At 55.0% G+C, this 19,598-nt stretch carries 16 protein-coding genes; 8 read left to right on the plus strand and 8 right to left on the minus strand.

Annotation, left to right across the window (positions count from 1 at the left end; translation table 11 throughout):
- The first annotated feature begins 173 nt into the window (after positions 1 to 173).
- Positions 174 to 1,025 carry a hypothetical protein gene (locus SH573x_RS29850; protein ID WP_479351849.1) on the plus strand — a complete coding sequence of 284 codons (852 nt, stop codon included), beginning with the start codon at positions 174 to 176 and terminating at the stop codon, positions 1,023 to 1,025.
- 91 nt (positions 1,026 to 1,116) lie between these two features.
- Positions 1,117 to 1,320 carry a DUF5989 family protein gene (locus SH573x_RS29855; protein ID WP_479351851.1) on the plus strand — a complete coding sequence of 68 codons (204 nt, stop codon included), beginning with the start codon at positions 1,117 to 1,119 and terminating at the stop codon, positions 1,318 to 1,320.
- Between the two features lie 555 nt (positions 1,321 to 1,875).
- Here SH573x_RS29855 and SH573x_RS29860 read toward each other — a convergent pair.
- A complete protein-coding gene (locus SH573x_RS29860) occupies positions 1,876 to 2,277 on the minus strand; it encodes a hypothetical protein (protein WP_479351853.1) in 402 nt (133 codons plus the stop codon).
- Positions 2,278 to 2,280: 3 nt separating this feature from the next.
- Positions 2,281 to 3,054: an SOS response-associated peptidase gene (locus SH573x_RS29865; RefSeq protein WP_479351855.1), complete on the minus strand. Its 774-nt coding sequence runs from the start codon at positions 3,052 to 3,054 to the stop codon at positions 2,281 to 2,283.
- Between the two features lie 45 nt (positions 3,055 to 3,099).
- Here SH573x_RS29865 and cutA point away from each other — a divergent pair, with 45 nt between their 5' ends.
- Positions 3,100 to 3,423 (plus strand): divalent-cation tolerance protein CutA, encoded by a 324-nt coding sequence (cutA, locus tag SH573x_RS29870; RefSeq protein ID WP_479351857.1) that lies wholly within the window; start codon positions 3,100 to 3,102, stop codon positions 3,421 to 3,423.
- 8 nt (positions 3,424 to 3,431) lie between these two features.
- On the opposite strand, the gene SH573x_RS29875 is transcribed toward cutA, so the two are convergent.
- On the minus strand, positions 3,432 to 3,695 hold the full coding sequence (locus SH573x_RS29875; protein WP_479351858.1) for a carbon storage regulator: 264 nt from the start codon (positions 3,693 to 3,695) through the stop codon (positions 3,432 to 3,434).
- A 354-nt stretch (positions 3,696 to 4,049) separates the two neighbouring features.
- Positions 4,050 to 6,062 carry a redoxin domain-containing protein gene (locus SH573x_RS29880; RefSeq protein ID WP_479351859.1) on the minus strand — a complete coding sequence of 671 codons (2,013 nt, stop codon included), beginning with the start codon at positions 6,060 to 6,062 and terminating at the stop codon, positions 4,050 to 4,052.
- A gap of 104 nt (positions 6,063 to 6,166) precedes the next feature.
- On the opposite strand from SH573x_RS29880, the gene SH573x_RS29885 reads away from it, so the two are divergent.
- The gene (locus SH573x_RS29885; protein ID WP_479351861.1) at positions 6,167 to 7,135 is read left to right on the plus strand and encodes a class I SAM-dependent methyltransferase; all 969 of its coding nucleotides are present in this window, start codon (positions 6,167 to 6,169) and stop codon (positions 7,133 to 7,135) included.
- A 178-nt stretch (positions 7,136 to 7,313) separates the two neighbouring features.
- Positions 7,314 to 9,137 carry an ATP-binding cassette domain-containing protein gene (locus SH573x_RS29890; RefSeq protein ID WP_479351863.1) on the plus strand — a complete coding sequence of 608 codons (1,824 nt, stop codon included), beginning with the start codon at positions 7,314 to 7,316 and terminating at the stop codon, positions 9,135 to 9,137.
- 230 nt (positions 9,138 to 9,367) lie between these two features.
- Here SH573x_RS29890 and SH573x_RS29895 read toward each other — a convergent pair whose 3' ends face one another.
- From SH573x_RS29895 to SH573x_RS29905, 3 genes are all read right to left on the minus strand, one after another.
- Complete coding sequence (locus SH573x_RS29895) at positions 9,368 to 11,947, minus strand: CotH kinase family protein (protein ID WP_479351865.1); 2,580 nt, start codon at positions 11,945 to 11,947, stop codon at positions 9,368 to 9,370.
- A gap of 79 nt (positions 11,948 to 12,026) precedes the next feature.
- Entirely contained in the window at positions 12,027 to 12,746 is a 720-nt protein-coding gene (locus SH573x_RS29900; protein ID WP_479351867.1) for a polyphosphate polymerase domain-containing protein, read from the minus strand.
- A 58-nt stretch (positions 12,747 to 12,804) separates the two neighbouring features.
- Complete coding sequence (locus SH573x_RS29905; protein WP_479351869.1) at positions 12,805 to 13,506, minus strand: DUF4956 domain-containing protein; 702 nt, start codon at positions 13,504 to 13,506, stop codon at positions 12,805 to 12,807.
- 260 nt (positions 13,507 to 13,766) lie between these two features.
- Between SH573x_RS29905 and SH573x_RS29910 the strand changes: the two genes are divergently transcribed.
- Together SH573x_RS29910 and SH573x_RS29915 are read left to right on the plus strand one after the other, a co-directional pair.
- A complete protein-coding gene (locus tag SH573x_RS29910; protein WP_479351871.1) occupies positions 13,767 to 14,369 on the plus strand; it encodes a sigma-70 family RNA polymerase sigma factor in 603 nt (200 codons plus the stop codon).
- Positions 14,362 to 17,424, plus strand: a complete 3,063-nt coding sequence (locus tag SH573x_RS29915; RefSeq protein ID WP_479351873.1) for a serine/threonine protein kinase — start codon at positions 14,362 to 14,364, stop codon at positions 17,422 to 17,424. The genes SH573x_RS29910 and SH573x_RS29915 overlap by 8 nt, the downstream gene beginning before the upstream one ends.
- A 342-nt stretch (positions 17,425 to 17,766) precedes the next feature.
- Here SH573x_RS29915 and SH573x_RS29920 read toward each other — a convergent pair whose 3' ends face one another.
- Positions 17,767 to 18,519 (minus strand): HpcH/HpaI aldolase family protein, encoded by a 753-nt coding sequence (locus SH573x_RS29920; protein WP_479351874.1) that lies wholly within the window; start codon positions 18,517 to 18,519, stop codon positions 17,767 to 17,769.
- 145 nt (positions 18,520 to 18,664) lie between these two features.
- Between SH573x_RS29920 and SH573x_RS29925 the strand changes: the two genes are divergently transcribed.
- Complete coding sequence (locus SH573x_RS29925) at positions 18,665 to 19,378, plus strand: 3-keto-disaccharide hydrolase (RefSeq protein WP_479351876.1); 714 nt, start codon at positions 18,665 to 18,667, stop codon at positions 19,376 to 19,378.
- Positions 19,379 to 19,598: the final 220 nt, after the last annotated feature.

A 19,598-nucleotide genomic window follows, 5' to 3' on the forward strand; every position in this document is an offset into this window, starting at 1 on the left:
CACAAGTGTGGCATAGGCTTCCAGCCTGTGCTGTGGCATAGGCTTCCAGCCTGTGTATGTGGCATAGGCTTCCAGCCTGTGGCAATTAAATACACAGACACAGGCTAGAAGCCTATGCCACATAACACAAACCGCAACTTCCCAGCAGAGTCACAAAGGCTAACAAGACGACGATGGCAATCACCACAACATGCGCAGGCTGTGGCAAGACGTTGGCGGTGGCTGACGAGTACGCAGGCCGGCAAGCGCGTTGCCCGGAGTGCGGTACGATTTACACGGTACCTGCATCGGCACCTGCTCCAATCGATCTAAGTCCAAGCAATCCCGGCAGAACACCAGGCATCTTGTCGGACACGATCGGCTATTCATCCGGCGATGCGCCTTTGGACCTAGGCAGTTCGACTTACCCTGCGCCACTTTCCCCACTTCCACCGCCAACCCCACTTGCGCCGCTGAATGATCCTTACGCCGAGCCGGAGATCAAGTATTGGATGCGGGCCACCAACGGAGCCGAATACGGTCCGGCTGATCGCGCAACGTTGGATCGCTGGTTTTCGGAAGGCCGCGTGGGTCAGCATTATCAAATACGCATGGGCGAAAATGGCATGTGGCAACCGGCGACGATGTTCCAGCCTGGCAACCGCTCAGCGATGCCAGCCTCGCCGGTCACCGCCAGCGCCACCAGTACTAATCCGTATGCATCCAACAGTACCAATCCCTTTGCCGCTCAAAGTGCCATGGCTGCGGGCGTTGCCACTCAGCGGCAGTACCCCAAGACTGATCAGAGCGGTTTGGTATTGGCGATGGGCATTTTGGCTTGGTTGGGTTTCTGCCCGATCTTCGGCATTATCGGCTGGGTCGTAGGAGCCCAAGCTATCTCGGACATTCGAGCCGGCCAGTCCGACCCCAGCAAACTGGGACTGGTGCAATTAGGCTATTACTTGAGCATGGTCAACGTAGTCTTAGTCATCGGCTGCATCGGTCTGATCTTCTTGTTCGCCGCCATCGGCGCAGTAGTCGGTTAGCCCTCGAACCATACTTTACCCGCAAACTACTTTGCTTTATACATAAACTATTTTGCTTTACATATAAAGTATACCTAAGTCGATCTACTTCATGAACAAGCCTGATACTGAGAGCAACGAATTCGAATCTGCCAGCCAGGAGAAGGAACTGTCGTTACTAGGTGAGATACTCGAGTTTATCGTCGAGTACAAAAAGTGGTGGCTAATCCCGATCGTAGTCTCGCTAGGCCTGATCGGCCTACTAGCTCTCCTAGCCGCCACCGGCGCCGCCCCCTTTATCTATACGCTGTTCTAAGCCTCCGGCACCACCGAGCGTAGGACGGGTCTCCAGGCCCGTCCGTTCGAAGATGATGCTGTATGGCCCCGAAAGCCGGAGACACGGACGGGCCACTCGTGGAGCAAAGATGAAAAAGCCAATCCGGTCCAGAAGCGTGGCTTCAAACCGTGTGTCGACTGCAAAGCTACTTGCGATTAGTTGACACACTCACCCTTAAAGCCCTTGGGTCTCCAGGCCCGTCCGTTCGAAGATGATGCTGTATGGCTCCGAAAGCCGGAGACACGGACGGGCCACTCGTGGAGCAAAGATGAAAAAGCCATTCCGGTCCAGAAACGTGGCTTCAAACCATGTGTCGACTGCAAAGCTACTTGCGATTAGTTGACACACTCACCCTTAAAGCCCTTGGGTCTCCAGGCCCGTCCGTTCGAAGATGATGCTGTATGGCTCCGAAAGCCGGAGACACGGACGGGCCTGGAGACCCGTCCTACAGCAGGTGCCCCCTCCCGCAGACTTCGGCTTAACGCCTCGTCTGCGACCTCCCCCAGCTGCGCCGGGGGAGGTGACGCTTCGCAATCAATACTGACGCAGGTAACTTTTGGCGTCTCGGGGCGGGCGCGGTTCCCAGTAGGTTGGCTGGTCGCCGCGCTTCAAGCGCAGCGCGTCGCGACCCATCATGCGGAAGGCCAAGCCGATAGGCAAGAAGACTCCGACATAAATCAGTAGCAGCGCGAGCTCGCCTACAACCAGGCCAATCGGGAGCGTGATCAACATGGCTGCGATAAAGATGGGACGGACCAAGGGCGGTGCTAGCCAGGCACAGGCATTGAGCAATAAGCTGGCACCCACAATTACCATCGTCCAAGTAAAGCTAACGCCCGACCACCAGGCGATCAGGGGCAAGATCAGCAGGGTACACGCTGCGAACTGGCGCAATTGCCGCGGAGTCGGTTGCCACTGGATGTCCATGATGCTCATGAATTACGCCTGCTCTGCTGGTGGTTCAAGACTCGGTGGTTCAAGACTCGGTGGCTCAAGACTGAGTGGCTCGAGACACTGGGCGTCTTCGTGGCGAGCATTGTTGACGTGGGTGCTGACCGGCATAGGTTCCAAGTCCGTTTCGCGCTGCGACAAGAGTAACTGCTGGGCAGCCTCGGCCGACGTGCTGGGGTCCAGCCAGGTGGCCAGCGCTTGACCCGTTAGAATAGCTGGCATGCGATTGTGGATGGGCGACAACAAGTCTGGGGCGCTGCCGGTGATGATGGTCGCGCTATAAACTTCCTGATCGCTGGCCTTGCGATTGCGATCCCACAAACCCGCAAAGGCAAACAGATGGCTATCGTGCTTGTGTATCCAAAACGGTTGCTTGCGTTTGCCTTGAACTTGCCACTCGTAGTAACCATCTGCCGGGATCGCGCAGCGATGTTTGCCTAGCGCCGTACGAAATGCCGGCTTCTCGCTCAGCGTTTCCACGCGAGCGTTAATCATGCGATTGCCGATCGCTAAATCATCGGCCCAAAACGGAACCAGCCCCCAGCGAAACGCTCGCGCTGCAATGATCGACTTGTGCTGTGCGTCACCAGTTTGACTGATCAAACCTACAATCGATTGCGTTGGCGCAATGTTATAGCGCGGCTGCCAATCAGCCGTAGCTTGCTGCAACGACTGAGCATCCAGACTCGACTGTAGGAGTTCGGGTAGCAGCAATTGCCCCCACTCACTGGGATTGGTTTTCAGAGTAAAACGACCACACATAACCGATGACAATGCTAAGCTGACTAGCTACAAGGAACCGCACGCATGAACTCAATCATCGAAGTTACCACAACCTGCAGCAGCCTAGAAGCCGCCCGCGAGCTGGCGGCACGCCTGGTCTCAGCCAAGCTGGCCGCATGCGTTCAAGTTTATGGTCCCATCGAAAGTGTCTATCGCTGGCAAGGCCAGGTTCAAACCGAGCAAGAGTGGACCTGCACGATTAAATCGCTGCCAAGCGTAAAAGAGCAACTGGTCGAGTTCATTGAGGCTAATCACTCGTACGATGTGCCGCAAATTCTGGTCGTTGAAGTTGCGGCCACTCAGGCCTATGCCCAGTGGGTCGAAGAGAACGTCCAACCTGAAATCTGAGATGCAGACTAAGGCGACACCGCTGTTAAGAAGCGGGCCAAGGGAGCGCGACGCCCTGAGCTCGGTTGGGGCTCAGCGTCCAATCCTTGAGCTTCTAAACCAGCCGTGAGAGAATTGTCGACGTTGATCTCGAGTTCTGATCGCAACACACGCACGTCTCTGGGTGCCTCGATGCCCAAGCGAATGACGTTGCCTTTGACCTTGACCACCGTAACCACGATATCGTTGCCGATTTGGACCTTCTGATTCAACTTGCGACTGAGAACTAACATTTGGCGATCTCCATAAACTGCCTGGGAACTGTGCTCCTGCCGTCGTGCCCGATTGTGTGAGTCCGTTAAAGCGAACACCGTGCCAATCGCAAGCAGAATTCGAAATCGCTGGTTTTTATGGGGTTTTGTGGGCTTTGACGCGAATAACGCCAGAGCTAGCGTGGAAGAATTTTCAATCGTTGGAAGAAAGGTGATCTCGCGTAGCCGATCTCGCCAGAGATTGGATGAAGCGGCGCCAGCGCGTCCAAAGTCTGGCGACTTCGGCTACGAAGGATGTAGCCGATCTCGCCAGAGATTGGATGAAGCGGCGCTAGCGCGTCCAAAGTCTGGCGACTTCGGCTACAGGAGAGAAGATTACGGAGTAGCGGCTTCTAGTTCTTCGCGATCGATTTGACGATCACGGTTGGCGTCGAAGCGATGGAAGGAATACTTCTGGATGGCCAGAGGGGCTTCGTCGAAGTGAACGTGACCATCTTGGTTCAAGTCGAGCTTGGCTAAAAAGTCCTCGGCAAACTTGGCGCGCTTCGAGGCTCGGTCTGCGGGCGAATCAGCGGCGACAACTTCATTCTGGCTGCGCGTCTTGCCAACTTGATCCAACGGCTGAGACACTTCGAAGAATGCCACGGCCATCTCTTCCCAAGTTTGATCGCCCCAAGTCACCAGTGTATGCGGATTGGGATTCACCGGATTGCCACTGGAGTTATCGAAGCGAGCGGTGAATTCAATGCCATCCACTGCGTCGAGTTCGATAGGCGCAGCGAACTCGTAAGTGTGCTGCCAATTGAAATCATACTTGGGCACGTCCAGCACAATGTTCTGTTGGTCGTTTTGTTTCATGGTCAGCTGAAATGACTTGCCGCGCACGTGCATGTGAGGGCTGACGGCCAGCAATTGGCCGCCTTTGGGGAAACGCTTCAAGCGAGCTTTAACCGGATGATCCGCCACACCGGGTGGAATCTCGAAGTCTTGATTGATGGCCATGACCGTGATGACTTCGTTCTTGACTTCTGCCGCATCGGCAAAGACCATCCCGACACGTGAGATATCGGTTTGTTCGGTACCGTTGGGCGTGTAATGCATTTGAAAGACAAACTTCGAACCGGCAGGAATGCGGCGCGCACTGCCAGCGGGTAACAGATGCTGTCGCTGACCGGGCACATACGCGGTCAACCAGCTCACACCACGAAAGTCGACGCCATCGGGTGGACGAATAAAGACGATCGCATGATGCACAACACCCGCATTACCGGGAACCACTTGAGCTTCACTGACCCAACGATCTTCAGTCAGGCCTGGATCGACGACAAAGTATTGATAGTCGACAGTGCCTTCGCCCGGAATGGTGTAGGGAGTGGAGCGCATGGGCAATTCGAGATCAGGTGAGCGCGACATGTACCATTTCGACTGGGCAGCCACGGTGGCTGTGGGCAATTGGCTGGCCTGGCCGTAGGGCATACCCGCATCGACCCAATCGCGCACGAGCTGTTTATCTGGTTCGCTCATCGAACGCGCATTCTGCAATGGCAGGTGACCAGGAGCAGCATGCCAGGGTGGCATGCGACCATCGTTGATCACTTCGATAATCATATCGCCCCAACCGCGAAGCTCTTCATAGTCGGTCATGGCAAACGGACCGATCTCACCGCTGCGATGGCATTCGACACAATTCTGATTGAAGATGCGGACGATCTGATTGGTGTAGGTTACATCCGCTTTAGAACTCGTCGGTTGTTTCGGACGTCCGATGCGGCAACCAACCGATTGTGTTTGAGTAACATTGATCGGTTCGCCGCTCAGAATGGCATCGATGGCCATGGTTAGTTCCGACACGGTTGCTTGTGGCTTGGTCAAGCCTGGCAAGTATTGATCATCGATGCGGCCTTGATAACGTACAACATGTTGTCGGTCGAGCACCACGACTTCGGGCGTGCGTTGGGCGGAGAATAGTTCAGCCACTTTCTGATCGTAGTCCATGCCGATAGGAAAGCTGATGTTGTTCGACTGGCAAAACTGGTTAACTTCGTCGAGCGTATCTTGCAGATTACTATCGATGCCCAAGAAGACTACACCACGCGCGGCATATTTATCGGCCATCCGTTGCAAACGCGGCGCGTATTGTCGAGCCAAAGGACATTCGGTTCCCAAAAAACAAACCACGACCGCTTGGGCATCGCTGGGCAAGGAAACTGTGCGACCGGCGGAAGCTGGCAATGAGAAGTTGGCTATCGATTTGCGTGGGGCGGCCAGTGGGGCGGCTCGTGGGCTGGTCGCGGCGGGTTCTTGAGCTGAGAGCTGCGGTTGCAGGGCCAGTGGAATTGTGAATATTAGGATGACGAAGCAGTGGACGACTATGGGTAAGTTTTTCATTTCAGTTCCGATGGACGTTCAGAGCGGGTGCTATCGGCACAGGACTGCCGACCTACAATATTCTCTACGATTAGCCCGCATCGATGCAACCGGAAACGGCCCAGATGAGCGATTCACAAAAACAAACTATCCTTCAATATCAAAGTTTCCTCGACGCGATGGCCCTGGCGGCGTGCCTCAAGTCGGCCTCCCAATTGGGTGTGTTTCAGGCTTTGCGCAGTGGGCAAAAGAACTTGGAGCAGTTAGCGACAGCCTGCCAGTGCGAGGGGGAGGCTCTGACAGAGTTATTGCGTGTTTTAGTGACGGTGGGAGCGATCGAAAGCTACGGAGACGACCTGGCCATCTCGCAAGCTGTGGGCCTGTTTGCCCCAATTGATGCCGATATGGGACAGAGCCTCTGGCATGATTTGCCTCAATATCTGCAGAACTCCGATGCCAACCATTCTAGTCACCGACTATCGCAGTATCGTCAACGAATTAGCACTCGCCAATGGTCGCATACGGCGGCCGCCATGCAGGCGGCCGAGGTGTTGGGCATCGGAGCTGCGCTGCGCGGGCTGAACGTATTGGAGTTGGGCAGCGGGGCAGGCGTCTGGAGCGCCGCTATGGCTTATCGCGATCCCAAACTGCGCATGACCTGCATCGATGAACCAGCCATGCTGGCTCAGTGTCGAGCAACCTATGCGAGCATCGATCTGTTGCCCAGTGTGACCTTTATTGAAGACGACTATCGCAGCTGGTCACCACCGCTAGGCCAGTTTGATATGGTGATCTTGCCCGAAGTTGTACAACTGGATCAAGATCCAGCCGCTGTTATCTTGCTGGGCCGCGCCGCCGACGCTTTGCGCGTTGGTGGACAGGTGGTCATCCTGGAAACGCTGCGTGAATCCGATGGGCCACCTTTAGCACTAGCCACCAAGAGTCTGGAGTTGGCTGTCGCCACCGGCGGTCAACAGCGGACTGCAGCGCAATTGCAACGTTTGCTTATCGGCGCCGGTTTCGGCGAAGCCAAATGGGGTTGGCTGACCGCCAGCCCACATGGAATTGGCTTGGTAGTAGCTGGTAAGACTTAGTGTCTCCTTTCGCTCCGCGAAAGGCAAGCTACAACTATCCCACACGATACTTCTCATTCCACCACCCATCACTTAACCAATTTCAATCACCCAACCATTGCTTGCGCCTGTTGAGTTAAAGCTAACGAGGCCGCGTTTCGCGTGGCCGTGCCCGTCGCGGAGCCAGAGGAGACCATAGTTGCGAATACTGACGCTGACCGACGTAGGCTTTACGTGGCGCAAGCCTGCCTTGCTGGATAACATCAACCTGGCTATCGACAAAGGAGAACGCATCGGCCTGTTGGGCCGCAATGGTACCGGCAAATCGACCTTGATGAAGATCCTGGCTGGGGAAGTTCAACCCGATCACGGCCAGGTGCGCATCGAACCCAAAGTGCACATCGCCAGGCTGATCCAAGAAGTCGATTCCCAATCGGTTCGTAGTCCGGAAGGTCAGCCCGCGACAATACGCGATGTCATTTTGCAGGGCGTTCATTCCAGCCAATCGCAAGAATGGGAGAGCACAGCTGCGCTGGATCGTGTTCTCAATCGCATGCAGCTCGATAGCGACCTGGTCTTCGATTCACTCTCTGCTGGCATGAAGCGCCGCGCGCTGCTGGCGCAGGCCATTGTCAGCAGTCCTGATCTGCTACTGCTGGATGAACCGACTAACCATCTGGATATCGACTCGATCGTGTGGTTGGAAACTTTTCTCAAAGGGTTCCCTGGGGCATTATTGTTTGTCACGCACGATCGTGTTTTTCTGCAGGCATTGGCCACGAGGATTTTGGAAATCGATCGCGGTCGGCTACTCGATTGGGAATGCGACTACAACAAGTTTTTAGAGCGCAAAGCCGATGTGTTGGCTGCCGAAGAGAAACAAGCTGAGCTGTTCGATAAACGTCTGGCCGAAGAAGAAGTGTGGATCCGCAAAGGCATCGAAGCCCGGCGCACACGCAACGAAGGTCGCGTGCGTTCGCTAGAAGCCATGCGCCGCCAACGCGCCGAACGTCGCGATAAAGTTGGCAACGTTAAACTGCAAGCCGATGTGCAAGAGAAGTCCGGGGCATTGGTCATCGATGTCGATCGCGTATCGTTCGCCTACGACCAACGCCCGATTATCAAACCTTTCAGCACCAAGATCATGCGCGGTGACAAGATCGGTATCGTGGGCCCCAACGGGGCAGGCAAAAGCACGCTTCTGAAACTGCTGCTGGGTGAATTGAAACCGACCAGTGGCACGGTGCGCTTGGGAACCAGACTGGAAGTGTTGTACTTTGATCAACTGCGCGAACAGATTGATGGCGAAAAGACCATCGCTGAAAATGTGGCTGATGGCAATGAACGACTGCTGATCGGTGGCAAGGAGCGCCACATCTACAGTTACATGCAAGACTTTCTATTCACTCCGGATCGCGCTCGCCAACCCGCCAAGTTCCTATCCGGAGGTGAACGTAATCGATTGTTGTTGGCTCGCCTGTTTCGGCATTCCTCCAATGTGCTAGTGCTGGACGAGCCGACCAATGATCTTGATACCGAAACACTCGAGTTGCTGGAGGAACTGGTCAGTAGTTATGCGGGTACGCTGCTGCTGGTCAGTCACGATCGCGCGTTCTTGAACAATGTCGTCACTAGTATTTTGGCTCTCGATGGCCAAGGCCAGGTCACCGAGCTGGGTGGTGGATACGACGATTACGCTCGACATCGAGCTCGGCAAATCGAACAAGCTGCGGAGGATCGCAGTCGATCTGACAAGTCGACGGCCAAAGTTGAACCACCCGTAGTCGCCGAAAAGAAGACGGCCAAGAAGTTAAGCTTTAAAGAGCAACGTGAGCTGGAGGCCTTGCCCGATCGCATTGCCCAAGCCGAACGCACTCAAGCGGAGTTGCATGACCAGATGAGCGCGCCGGAGTTCTTTAAACAAACCCCGGACGCAATCAAACTGGTCAATCAAAAGTTGGCTGATCTAGAGACCGAGCTCGGCACGCTGTACCAACGCTGGGAAGACTTGGAGAGCAAGTGAGCCTAGGGGCCGAGTCTCGGAGAGACTCGGCTATGCACGTAGCAGCGTCTCTCCGAGACGCTGATCTTTTCCTCAGCGGAATTTTGGGACGAAAGAGATTCGAGTCTCGGAGAGACTCGCCTACGTGGGGCACGTAGCAGTGTCTCTCCGAGACACTGTTAATTTTCTGGTTGAGTCATGCGGTGGTAGTGATCGAGTCTCGGAGAGACTCGGCTACGTGAGTACCAACACTATTCGTGGTCGCGATTTTCTTTACCAGGCGTGGGCACCAAGGGGACCCACTTTTTCTCGGTGCGAGGATGGCGCCCAAAGGCGACATCTTCGGTTTGTTTTTCAAACTTGACATGGTCGATGACGGCATTTTGACGATCATCACGATCGATCAAATAAATTTCTTCGCCGGCCGCTGAGAGTTTGAAGTTTAGATGCAAGCCGTCTTTGGCTTTGCGATCTTCGTCGGCCCACAAGACCAAGTAACCGCCTGCAGGCAGACTGGTGCCTTCAGGGAAACGCCATTTGCGCGGTGACCCTGCATTATCGGTCAAGTACATGCCGCTTAGGTCGATCGCTGTCGACGTTGCATTGCGCAGTTCAATCCAGTCGTCATAGTCACCTTGTGGATCTTTGACACTTTTGGTGTTGGAAGCCATTACCTCATTGATGACAACGGTGGTCGAAGTGCTGGCTGAAGGCACATCTTTGCCAGTACTGGTTTGCTTGCGGAGCTTGGTTGGATCGGGAGTGGTTCTCTCCCAAGAAACGGCTGTGGCTTTCGCGACTTCAGGATGTGCGAGCAAGAACTTGCTGCGAGCATCGACGAAACTGCGCACACTCATGTGTCGTCCGGCTGGCTCGCCCGAGGGTTCTGCATCGCTCATCGCAGCTTCGAAGGCTTCAAAGCTCTCTAGTTTGCGCGTATCAGCTGCGATGTCATCTTTCAGGAGCGTATAGGATTGGTTGACCAGCGGTCCGATATTCTGCCAGGTGAGTGAACGTTCAGCGATCGTACGTACATAGCTCAAGTACTTATCGCGCAGGGCGGGTACTTTCAGTAGCTGGCTGCGGAGTGGTTTGCTGGCATCATCCAGACCCACTAGTGGGTCGAGCGTTACGCCACCGGCGCCACCACCAGGGCCACCAGGACCACGTCGTCCACCGCGTCCACCGCCAGGTCCAGCAGGGCCTCGTCCGCCACCCGGACCGCCACCGGGGCCACCGAAGCCACCTGGACCGGGAGGGCCAAAGCCACCTGGGCCACCTGGGCCACCGGGCGGGCCGAAGCCGTCAGGACCTTCGCCACCGGGTCCACCACCAGGAGGTCCACCACCAGGAGGTCCGAAGAAGCCGCCAAAGAATCCTCCGGGACCACCGCCGGGACCACCAGGACCGCGACCGCCGCCGGGAGGTCCCATCGCGCCGTGGAAGGCTTCGTTCATATCATGCGGAATCAAATGGAACTTGTGGTTGGCATCCAGATAGATGCTGTAGTCGCTGGCGCGTACCCAGTAGCCGTCGTTGTTAATCAACGCACAGTCCAGAGCCAAGAACCAAAGTGCGCCGTCGATATCCAACATCGGCTCCAAGGCAGCTTCCAATTGTTCGACCGGTGTTTCGTCGATCGTCTTACACAGCTTGATCAAAGCCTGCCAAGCTTCATCGCTATCTTCAGACTTGAGCGCGTAGCGGCGCCGATAGTCGGCTATGTTATCGCCCGTGTAACGCAAGCCACCATCACCGCCTGGACTGCCTTGCACCTTCCAGCGCGTGCCTTGCGATGAGGCATAATTCTCTTTCAAAAAATCCTTGTTGAACTGTTGTACGTTGGCATAGATACCCCAGCTCTCGCCATTGATCACCACGCGTACAAAATTTGCTTTGGGGGCGGGAATGTACTGACGTGCAATCTGCGAATACAGCACCGAACTCATGTACGATGGATCTTCGTGAGCATTCAGCAGGTTGAGCGTTTTGTAGCCATACAGTTTGGCATCATCGTCCGTGAAATCCAGGCTGACATTAAATGAGCGTTTGAAGCCAGTGGGCACCATGCCATAAGAAGACATACCGCGGAAGTGCACGCCGACTCCGTCATATTTTTTGCCATCGACCATCAGGGTCGCAGGAACTTCGACATCGGTATTGTTGAAGGCTTCGAGTTCCTTTTCCCAATCTTCGTTAGGAAAGGTGAAGAACAACGTGCGGACAGTAGCCACATCGTATAGATCTTTGTCGGGATAATTTTTTACATCGGCTGGCGACATTTGCTTGCCTGGCTCAGGTGGCTGTGCATTCTGGCGTCCCATTCGACCGCCACCTGGAAAACCACCGCGACCACCACCGCCATTCTTGCGAGCTTCAGCGCGCTCGGCCTGGTTCAACTTGCCATCGCCATCTTTATCATATTCCTTCACCAATTCACGATTGCCGCCCATGGGACCGCCAAAGCCACCGGGACCAAATGGCATGGGCGGCATAATTTCGTCGTCTTTTAAGACACCGTCTTTGTTGGCATCCAGTCCGCGCAGAGCCTCAGGTGCGTTTTCCAATTCCTCGGCGGAGATCTCGCCATCGCCATCTTTATCGAGCGCCTGCAGCACAGGCAGTGGCGGCATACCGCGACCTGGACCACCGGGCCCACCAAAGCCAGGCCCACCAAAACCCGGAGGACCAAAGCCGGGCGGACCAAAACCTGGAGGACCGCCGGCCTGGTCGGGACCACCGTCCGGAGGCTGCGCGACGAGCAGCGGCAGTACGAAGAACGCAACTGCCAGCACGCACAGTCCGCTCAGCCCTAACATGATTCGATTCAAGATAACGCTCCTGGATTTGTTCATTTTGTATGTGAGAGTTGGATATGAGAGTAGAGTGATGAGTTTGAAAAGCTGGTTCCTACGCCCGGCCGGCGACCAAGCCTAAGCGTTGACATCCGTGTACATATTTGGAGCAACGCGACGCCCGCAGCGCCAACGGATACAGCAGTTCCTTCAACTCGCTTTCGCGACCAACGGGTGTTTTGCCTTCGAGTACCATAAAGTCCCGCAAACGCACTGGAAAACGCGTCGACAAGAACTGCTTGCCCGTTTGATCGTAGAAGGCAAGGTCGTAGTCAATCGTCAAGCGCAGATCGCCTGCCACGAAGTGCTCGCGTTTGTATTCAACCAGTACCGTGGGTTCGCTGTAGGTCAGCAGATAATTCAAATAGCGATGTGGCACCGATCGCGATAGTTCACTGATCCAATGTTTGTACGCCAGTTCAGCCAGAGGTTGCTGGCAAGTGACGTGCATGCGATGCTTGCCTGTGACGCGATTGTCCCGCCATTTGACTTCCAGAAAAGCATGATGGCCGGGCAGGAGTTGATCGTACCATCGCAATCGTAACTTGCGACGCGTACCCAAGCCTTTGAGATTAGCCTGGCAAGCCGACAAGCGAGCATCGTCAAAGTAAACGCTACGGACGGTTGATACTTGGTGGTTGTGAACCTGGCGAGTGGCATTGGTATCAAGCAAGCGCCGCACTGTTCCAATATCCGAACCGCTGAGTACGTACTTGACCTCGCGACGCTGCGCCAGGTCTTGTCGCTTTTCGGTTTGATCGAGTACGGAAAACATACGCTGGCCCTACGAACCTTAGGCGTTATTAGGGGGACTTGGAAATACTGGAGTGCCTTCACCAACTGGTATTCAGATTCACATACGATATCTCGCAGTCGGGCAATCGCTCCCGAAGTTGCGAGATCAATTCAACGGTTTGTCGAGGATGAGTTTCTTTGATGACCACGCGGACCTGGCCGCGGTTGTTTTCGACGTCGAAGCGTTGCAGCGAGTAACGCGGCACCGTTTCCTCGAGGGCCACCATGGCGCTCGATTCGCCTTGACTGAAGTAACGCTCTGAGTCGCCCGAAATGGTCAGCAGCAGATTCTGCTCGCGGCGGCCCCCAGTGCTAAAGTGCATCGACAGTACGACCACGGAAACTACGACCACCAGGACGACAGCCAAAAGCGGCTGGCCGGCCCCCAAAGCCAGGCCGATACCGATACACAGAAACAAGTAAACCAGTTCCTCGGGCTCTTTAATGGCTGAGCGAAAGCGGACAATCGACAGGGCGCCGACCAATCCCAGCGAGAGAGCCATCGATGACTTGACCACCGAAATGACGCCAATGGTCACCATCGTCAACAAGGGAAAAATGCGTGTAATAGCGTCCGCGTCGTTAGCCGAACTGCCGCATTGCCGGTACAAAAACCGGACATACAGCGACATGGCCGCTCCCAGGAGCAGATAGATGGCCACGGTCATGGCCGACACATTTTGCTCCACCGATACGGCTTGCCGAAGTTGGTCGAGCGTTTCTTTGAGATGAGAATCCATTGTTTAGTTTGACGGTGTGCGAGAAAAAGGCAGCGAAACCGGGCAAATTCTAACTCGCCTGAGGACCATACTGCAAAACTAACCCGGCAATCCACCGTAAGTTTCGAAATAGTCCGCATTCGTACTCCTACTCGTACTCGTACTCGAAATGCGTTCGAGTAGGAGTAGGAGTAGGAGTACTCCTTACTCCTTACTCCTGTGGATCGGCCTGAATCTTTTGCTGTATCAGATATAGTCGTTGGCTGGTTAGAATGTTGGGCATGAATGAGGAGATTGCACAGTTAAGAACCGATGGCAAAACGGCACTGGCGGATTTGTTTGAAACCTATCGCCCGCGGCTGGAACGCATGCTCGAATTTCGTTTGGACGAGCGTGTTCGGGGGCGCGTCGACCCTGAGGACGTGCTGCAGGAAGCCTACATCGAACTAGCCCGGCGGCTGCCCGATTATCTGGAAGATGCGCGGGTCTCGGTTTTTGTATGGATGCGGCAGATCACATACCAGATTTTGATCGGTGTCCAACGGCGACACTTTGGTCAAAAGCGCGATCCGCGGTTCGAAGTCACGCATGCTCATCAACCTGACCCCAACGCTACCAGCCTGTCGATCCTATCCGCCTTTGCTGAGCAAATGACTTCGCCCAGCCAGGCGATGGTCCGGCAAGAAGAGTTACAACAACTGCGCGAGCTGCTGGAAGGGATGGACGAGATCGATCGCGAAGTTTTGGCTTTACGACACTTTGAACAATTGACCAACAATCAAATCGCCGAGGCTTTGGGAATCAGCATTACCGCCGCCAGCAACCGTTATGTGCGCGCCATGTTGCGGCTGAGTCAGATTGCCAAAGGGCAAAAAAATGAGTGAGTGTGACGATACCATCGACGGCAGCGACTCTGGTCGCAATCCGCTGGAAGTACTGGCAGCCGAATTCTCCGCCGCGCGGCGCAACGGCGCCAATCCTTCAATCGATGAGTACGTACAACGCGTCCCCGAACAACAAGCAGAAGCTCGCGCGCTCTTAGAATCGCTCGCCCTATTTGAACGCGTCAGCGAACAAGAACACTCCCGTTATGCCAATCATCGGCGTCAGCATCGCATCGTGCATAAGAACCTCGAACAACTGGGTGACTATCGCATCATCCGCGAAATAGGTCGCGGTGGCATGGGCGTCATCTACGAGGCCGAGCAGATCACGCTGAAACGCCGAGTCGCGCTGAAGGTCCTAACCACCAACAGTCATGAATCTGCCAAGCAACTCGAACGTTTCCAGCGCGAAGCTGAAGCGATTGCGCGCTTGCACCATACGAACATCGTGCCCGTATTCGGTAGTGGTTCGCAAGATGGCGTGCACTACTTTGCGATGCAACTGATCGATGGTCAGCCGCTGAGCCAAGCGTCTGAATTGTCATTTGTCGACATCGGCAAGGTAGGCATGCAGGCCGCCAGCGCGTTGGCTTACGCGCATGGTCACGGAGTATTGCATCGCGACGTCAAGCCGTCGAACTTGTTATTGGATAACAGTGGCGAAGTTTGGGTGACCGACTTTGGGCTGGCTAAATTGAGCGACGTCGGTGAGCTGACGCAGACGGGCGACGTCATGGGTACGCTCAAATATATGGCGCCTGAACAGCTGGAAGGTCGCGCTGACGAGCGCACCGACATTTATGCATTGGGACTGACCCTGTACGAACTGGCCACTCGGAAACCAGCGTTCGACATTTCTAAATCGCTCTCCAATCGCATTCGCAATCACGAAATTGCCCAGCCGCGTCAAGTCAATCCGGCGATACCTCGCGACTTGGAAACGATTATTCTGAAGGCCACCGCCTTCGAGCAAGTGCATCGCTATGCCAGTGCGGGAGACCTGGCCGAGGATCTGCGCTCGTTTGTGGACGATCGACCAATCGCAGCGCGGCGTGCTTCGGTGGTGGAAAAATTGAGCCGATGGACCAGGCGCAATCCGGCACTGGCTGCGACATCGGCTGCGGCACTGCTGCTGTTAATTGCAACCACGATCGTGACCAGCGTAGGGCTGGTTACGACCCGCGCCGCCTTGGATGATGCCCAGCAGGCGCGCGATGCAGCTCGCGCGGCTAGCACTCAAGCCGACAAAGCTCGCCAGCAAGCCGTCGCCAGCCAGGCTCGAGCTGAAACGAATCTCAACGTCGCCCTGCAAGCTTTCGATTCAATCTTCGACAATGTCGCCCAACGTGGCGTGCCTCAATCCCTGTCGATCGACCTGCAAGCTGCCGCTACTGAAGAAGGTACTAGCAACTCCAGTGGCCCACAGGCAGATAACAAACAAGTCGCCAGCGAAGACAAAGACCCAAACAGTGAGAGGTTCGAAGTCACGCTCAGTAGCGCCGACGCAGAACTACTGAATAGTCTCTTAAAGTTCTATGCGCAGTTTGCTGAAGGCAATAGCGAAGACACGGCCCTGCGAGCGCGAACTGCCACGGCCTATCATCGCATCGGACAAATTCAACTCCGATTGGGCAAAGGTGATGAAGCCATCAACTCTTATGATGAAGCCTTAAAACTTCTACAGTTGGCCCAGAAACAAGATCCACAAGACCAGCGCACGACGTTAAACATCGCCAAGATCTACAACGATCGCGGTTTTGCGCTCTCGACAATGGCTCGACCAGTGCAAAAGATCGTGTGGGAACACAAAGAAGCGATTCGCATTCTTGAATCGCAAAGTGAAGAGATGACCAAGCTGGCCGACGTGCGTTTCGAACTGGCTCGTAGTTATGACCTAGCCGGCTCGCTACTGGGTCGAACCGGGGCTTTGTCGGACGACAAGCCGCAACCCGGTGGTAGATCGATGGGCGGCTGGCGACGTTTCGGAGCCTTCGGCCCGCCACCGAATGGAATGCGACCCGATGGCCCGCCACTTGACCGTCAGCCACCTGATCGTCAGCTACCTGATCGTCAACCTTCAAATGGCTTTCGACCTGACCAACCCTTCGATCGGCCACCACGACAACCAGGTCCACCACCGGATGGATTGGATGGTCCGCCGGGTCCACCACCGGATGGTCGACCTCGCGATGTATTGAATGAATTATCTCGCATGTTCAAGCCGCCCAAGCCGCCCGAGAACGGTCAACATCGCGGACCTGGAAGCGGACCACCCAACTTTGGCCCCAACGACAAACCTCGTCCAGGTGGCGGTTGGTTCGGGGGCAAAAACCCGATCGAAGTCGATCTGCTGAAAGCAGCTGAGTTGTTTAAGCAATTGGCAACCGAGTTTCCCGATCGCCATGATTACTTGTTGGCCTATGCTCAATCACAGAGGCATGTGATGTTGCATTTTTTGTCCAGTGGACGCATGAAAGACGCGACCGTAGCCTTCAATGAGGCACGAGAAACGCTTGACCGGTTGTTGGAGCGTACGCCACGCGATCCGAACGTGTTGCTCGAATATGCCGATACCTTGTCGACCGCCAGTGCACGTCTAGATCCGCTGGATGACACGCAAGCCGAACAGTATTTGCGACGAGCCATCGATACTTGCCAAAAGCTCTGCGATTCCTTTCCGAGCGTACCCGAATATCAAGCCATTTTGGCCAACAGTCATGATCGCTTGGGAATCGTGGAACAAGGCAAGCAGCATTGGTTGCCAGCTGAGGAGGCCTTCGCTCAATCAATCCAGCGGCTAATCAAGTTAGCCGAACGATTCCCAGACAATCGCTATTACCAAATCAGTATGCTTCAAGCCGCTACGCATTTAGCTGAATTGCGTTTGATCCCCGATGCACGCTTGAATACAGACGCCAAGCTCGATGAAGCCTTAGCGTATCTCGACCAAGGTCTGGCCGCCTACAAAAGGAACTTTATCCTGGAACCCATGGCAGGCGGATCTGTGGAGCGAGCTCATCGCGTTCGCGAAAAACTAGCCAACCGCCAGCGATAACCGTAACGGAGGCTTGTAGCCGAAGTCGCCAGACTTTGGACGCGTCGCCGATCAATTTCCAATCTCTGGCGAGATCGGCTACACGCAAATTCACGAAATGCTTGACGCATTCCACTACATGCGATAACCGTAGCCGAAGTCGCCAGACTTTGGACGCGTCACCGATCAATTTCCAATCTCTGGCGAGATCGGCTACACGCAAATTCACGAAATGCTTGACGCATTCCACTACATGCGATAACCGTAGCCGAAGTCGCCAGACTTTGGACGCGTCACCGATCAATCTCCAATCTCTGGCGAGATCGGCTACACGCGAATTCACGAAATGCTTGACGCATTCCACTACATGCGCATGAGCGTTAGGCTCTCTTGCAATCCGCTGACCACTGCGCCGGTATCGGAGCCTAGAGCAAAGAAGCGGAACCCCAATTGTTTATGCTGGGGCACCAGTTGTGGACGCGAGAGAATACCAGGTGTCTTACCATGGCGCTGGCAAGCAGCGATAACATGCTTGAGCGCATCTACAAACGCGGCAGGCGTAAAATCAGCAGGGCAGCCCATGTTGACCGATAGATCCAACGGGCCAACAAACAACACATCGACCCCTGCGATGGCTGCGATTTCATCGGCTGCTTCGACTGCTTGTAAAGTTTCAATCTGGACGACGACCAGGCTATTTTCGTTGGCTGATTGAAAATACGGCTGCCATGTTTGGCCGTAATCGGTGGCACGAATGATTCCAGCTACGCCCCGCGCACCCAACGGAGGATATTTCATCGCGCTAACGGCAGACTGCGCTTGCTCGGGTGTACTCACGTACGGAAACATGATCCCGGCTGCGCCGCTGTCCATCACAAATTTAACGACATCGGGATCGACACTAGGAATACGTACGATGGGAGCCGCCTGGCTCCCGCGGCATGCCAACAACATCGGTCGCAGTTCTGCCAATGAGCCGCTGCCGTGCTCCAGATCGATCAACAGCCAATCAAAGCCGATTCCAGCCGCAACTTCCACCGCTGCCGGTGAGCCGAGATTCAGAAAGGTGCCGGCTAGAAATCCCGTTTTAAGTCGCTGGCGATCGATCCACTGCATAGTAGTCTCCGGTGAATGCTCAGATGTCTGCAGGATTTTAACGCACAGACGGAGGGATGATGATACAACTTGCGCGCTCGTGCGTTAAAAACCTCTGGTACAATGGTGGTTCGAAACTAAGTCTTCCCACCTTGCGAGCCCAACCATGCGCACTATCACTCTCATTTGCTTGTTTATCTCGTTGATCGTCGGTCAACTTCGGGCGGCAGACAATCAGCCTCCGGCTGGCTTTACCGCACTATTCAACGGGAAAGATTTCTCTGCTTGGGAGGGGTCGGTGCAGATCGATCGCCGCCTGAGCATGAAGCCCGCAGAGTTAGCGGAAGCTCAGGCCAAAGCCAACGCGCTGATGGAGAAGCACTGGAAAATCGAAGACGGTGCCTTGGTCAACGATGGCAAAGGGGTCAACCTGGCCACGGTCAAGCATTATGCCAACTTCGAATTGATGGTCGACTGGAAGATTAACCCCAAAGGTGATAGTGGCATTTACCTGCGCGGTATTCCCCAAGTTCAAATCTGGGATTCGGCTTCGGTAAACCCCGAGCGATTCAAACTTGAAAAGGACAAAGGCTCGGGTGCTCTGTGGAACAACAAGAATCCCGAACACAAAGTGCCGCTGGTGTTCGCCGATAATCCACCCGGACAGTGGAATACTTTTCACGTCACCATGATCGGCGACAAAGTCTCCGTGAAACTCAATGGCAAGTTGGTCGCCGACCAGGTACCGCTGGACAATCTTTGGCAAAAGGACCAGCCCATTCCCGAGCGTGGCCCCATTGAATTGCAGTACCACCCCAACCAAGACGGAGTGGCCGACAACCTGTACTTCAAGAATGTCTACATCAAAGAACTACCATAGTCGTAGCCGATCTCGCTAGAGATTGGAAATTGATCCCTGGCACGTCCAAAGTCTGGCGACTTCGGCTACGGGCTTCCCCTACGGTTATGCCACTCAACCTTGCCGCTGAACGACTATAATGAAACAATGGAGGTTCTGCCTCGTAGCGGGGGGGCGGTGTCCTGAACCGTCTACCAAATCGTTGATTGAGGCGTTTATTGGCCGGCGCGCGGAAGAGGTA

Source organism: Rania fehmarnensis, from assembly GCF_056494185.1.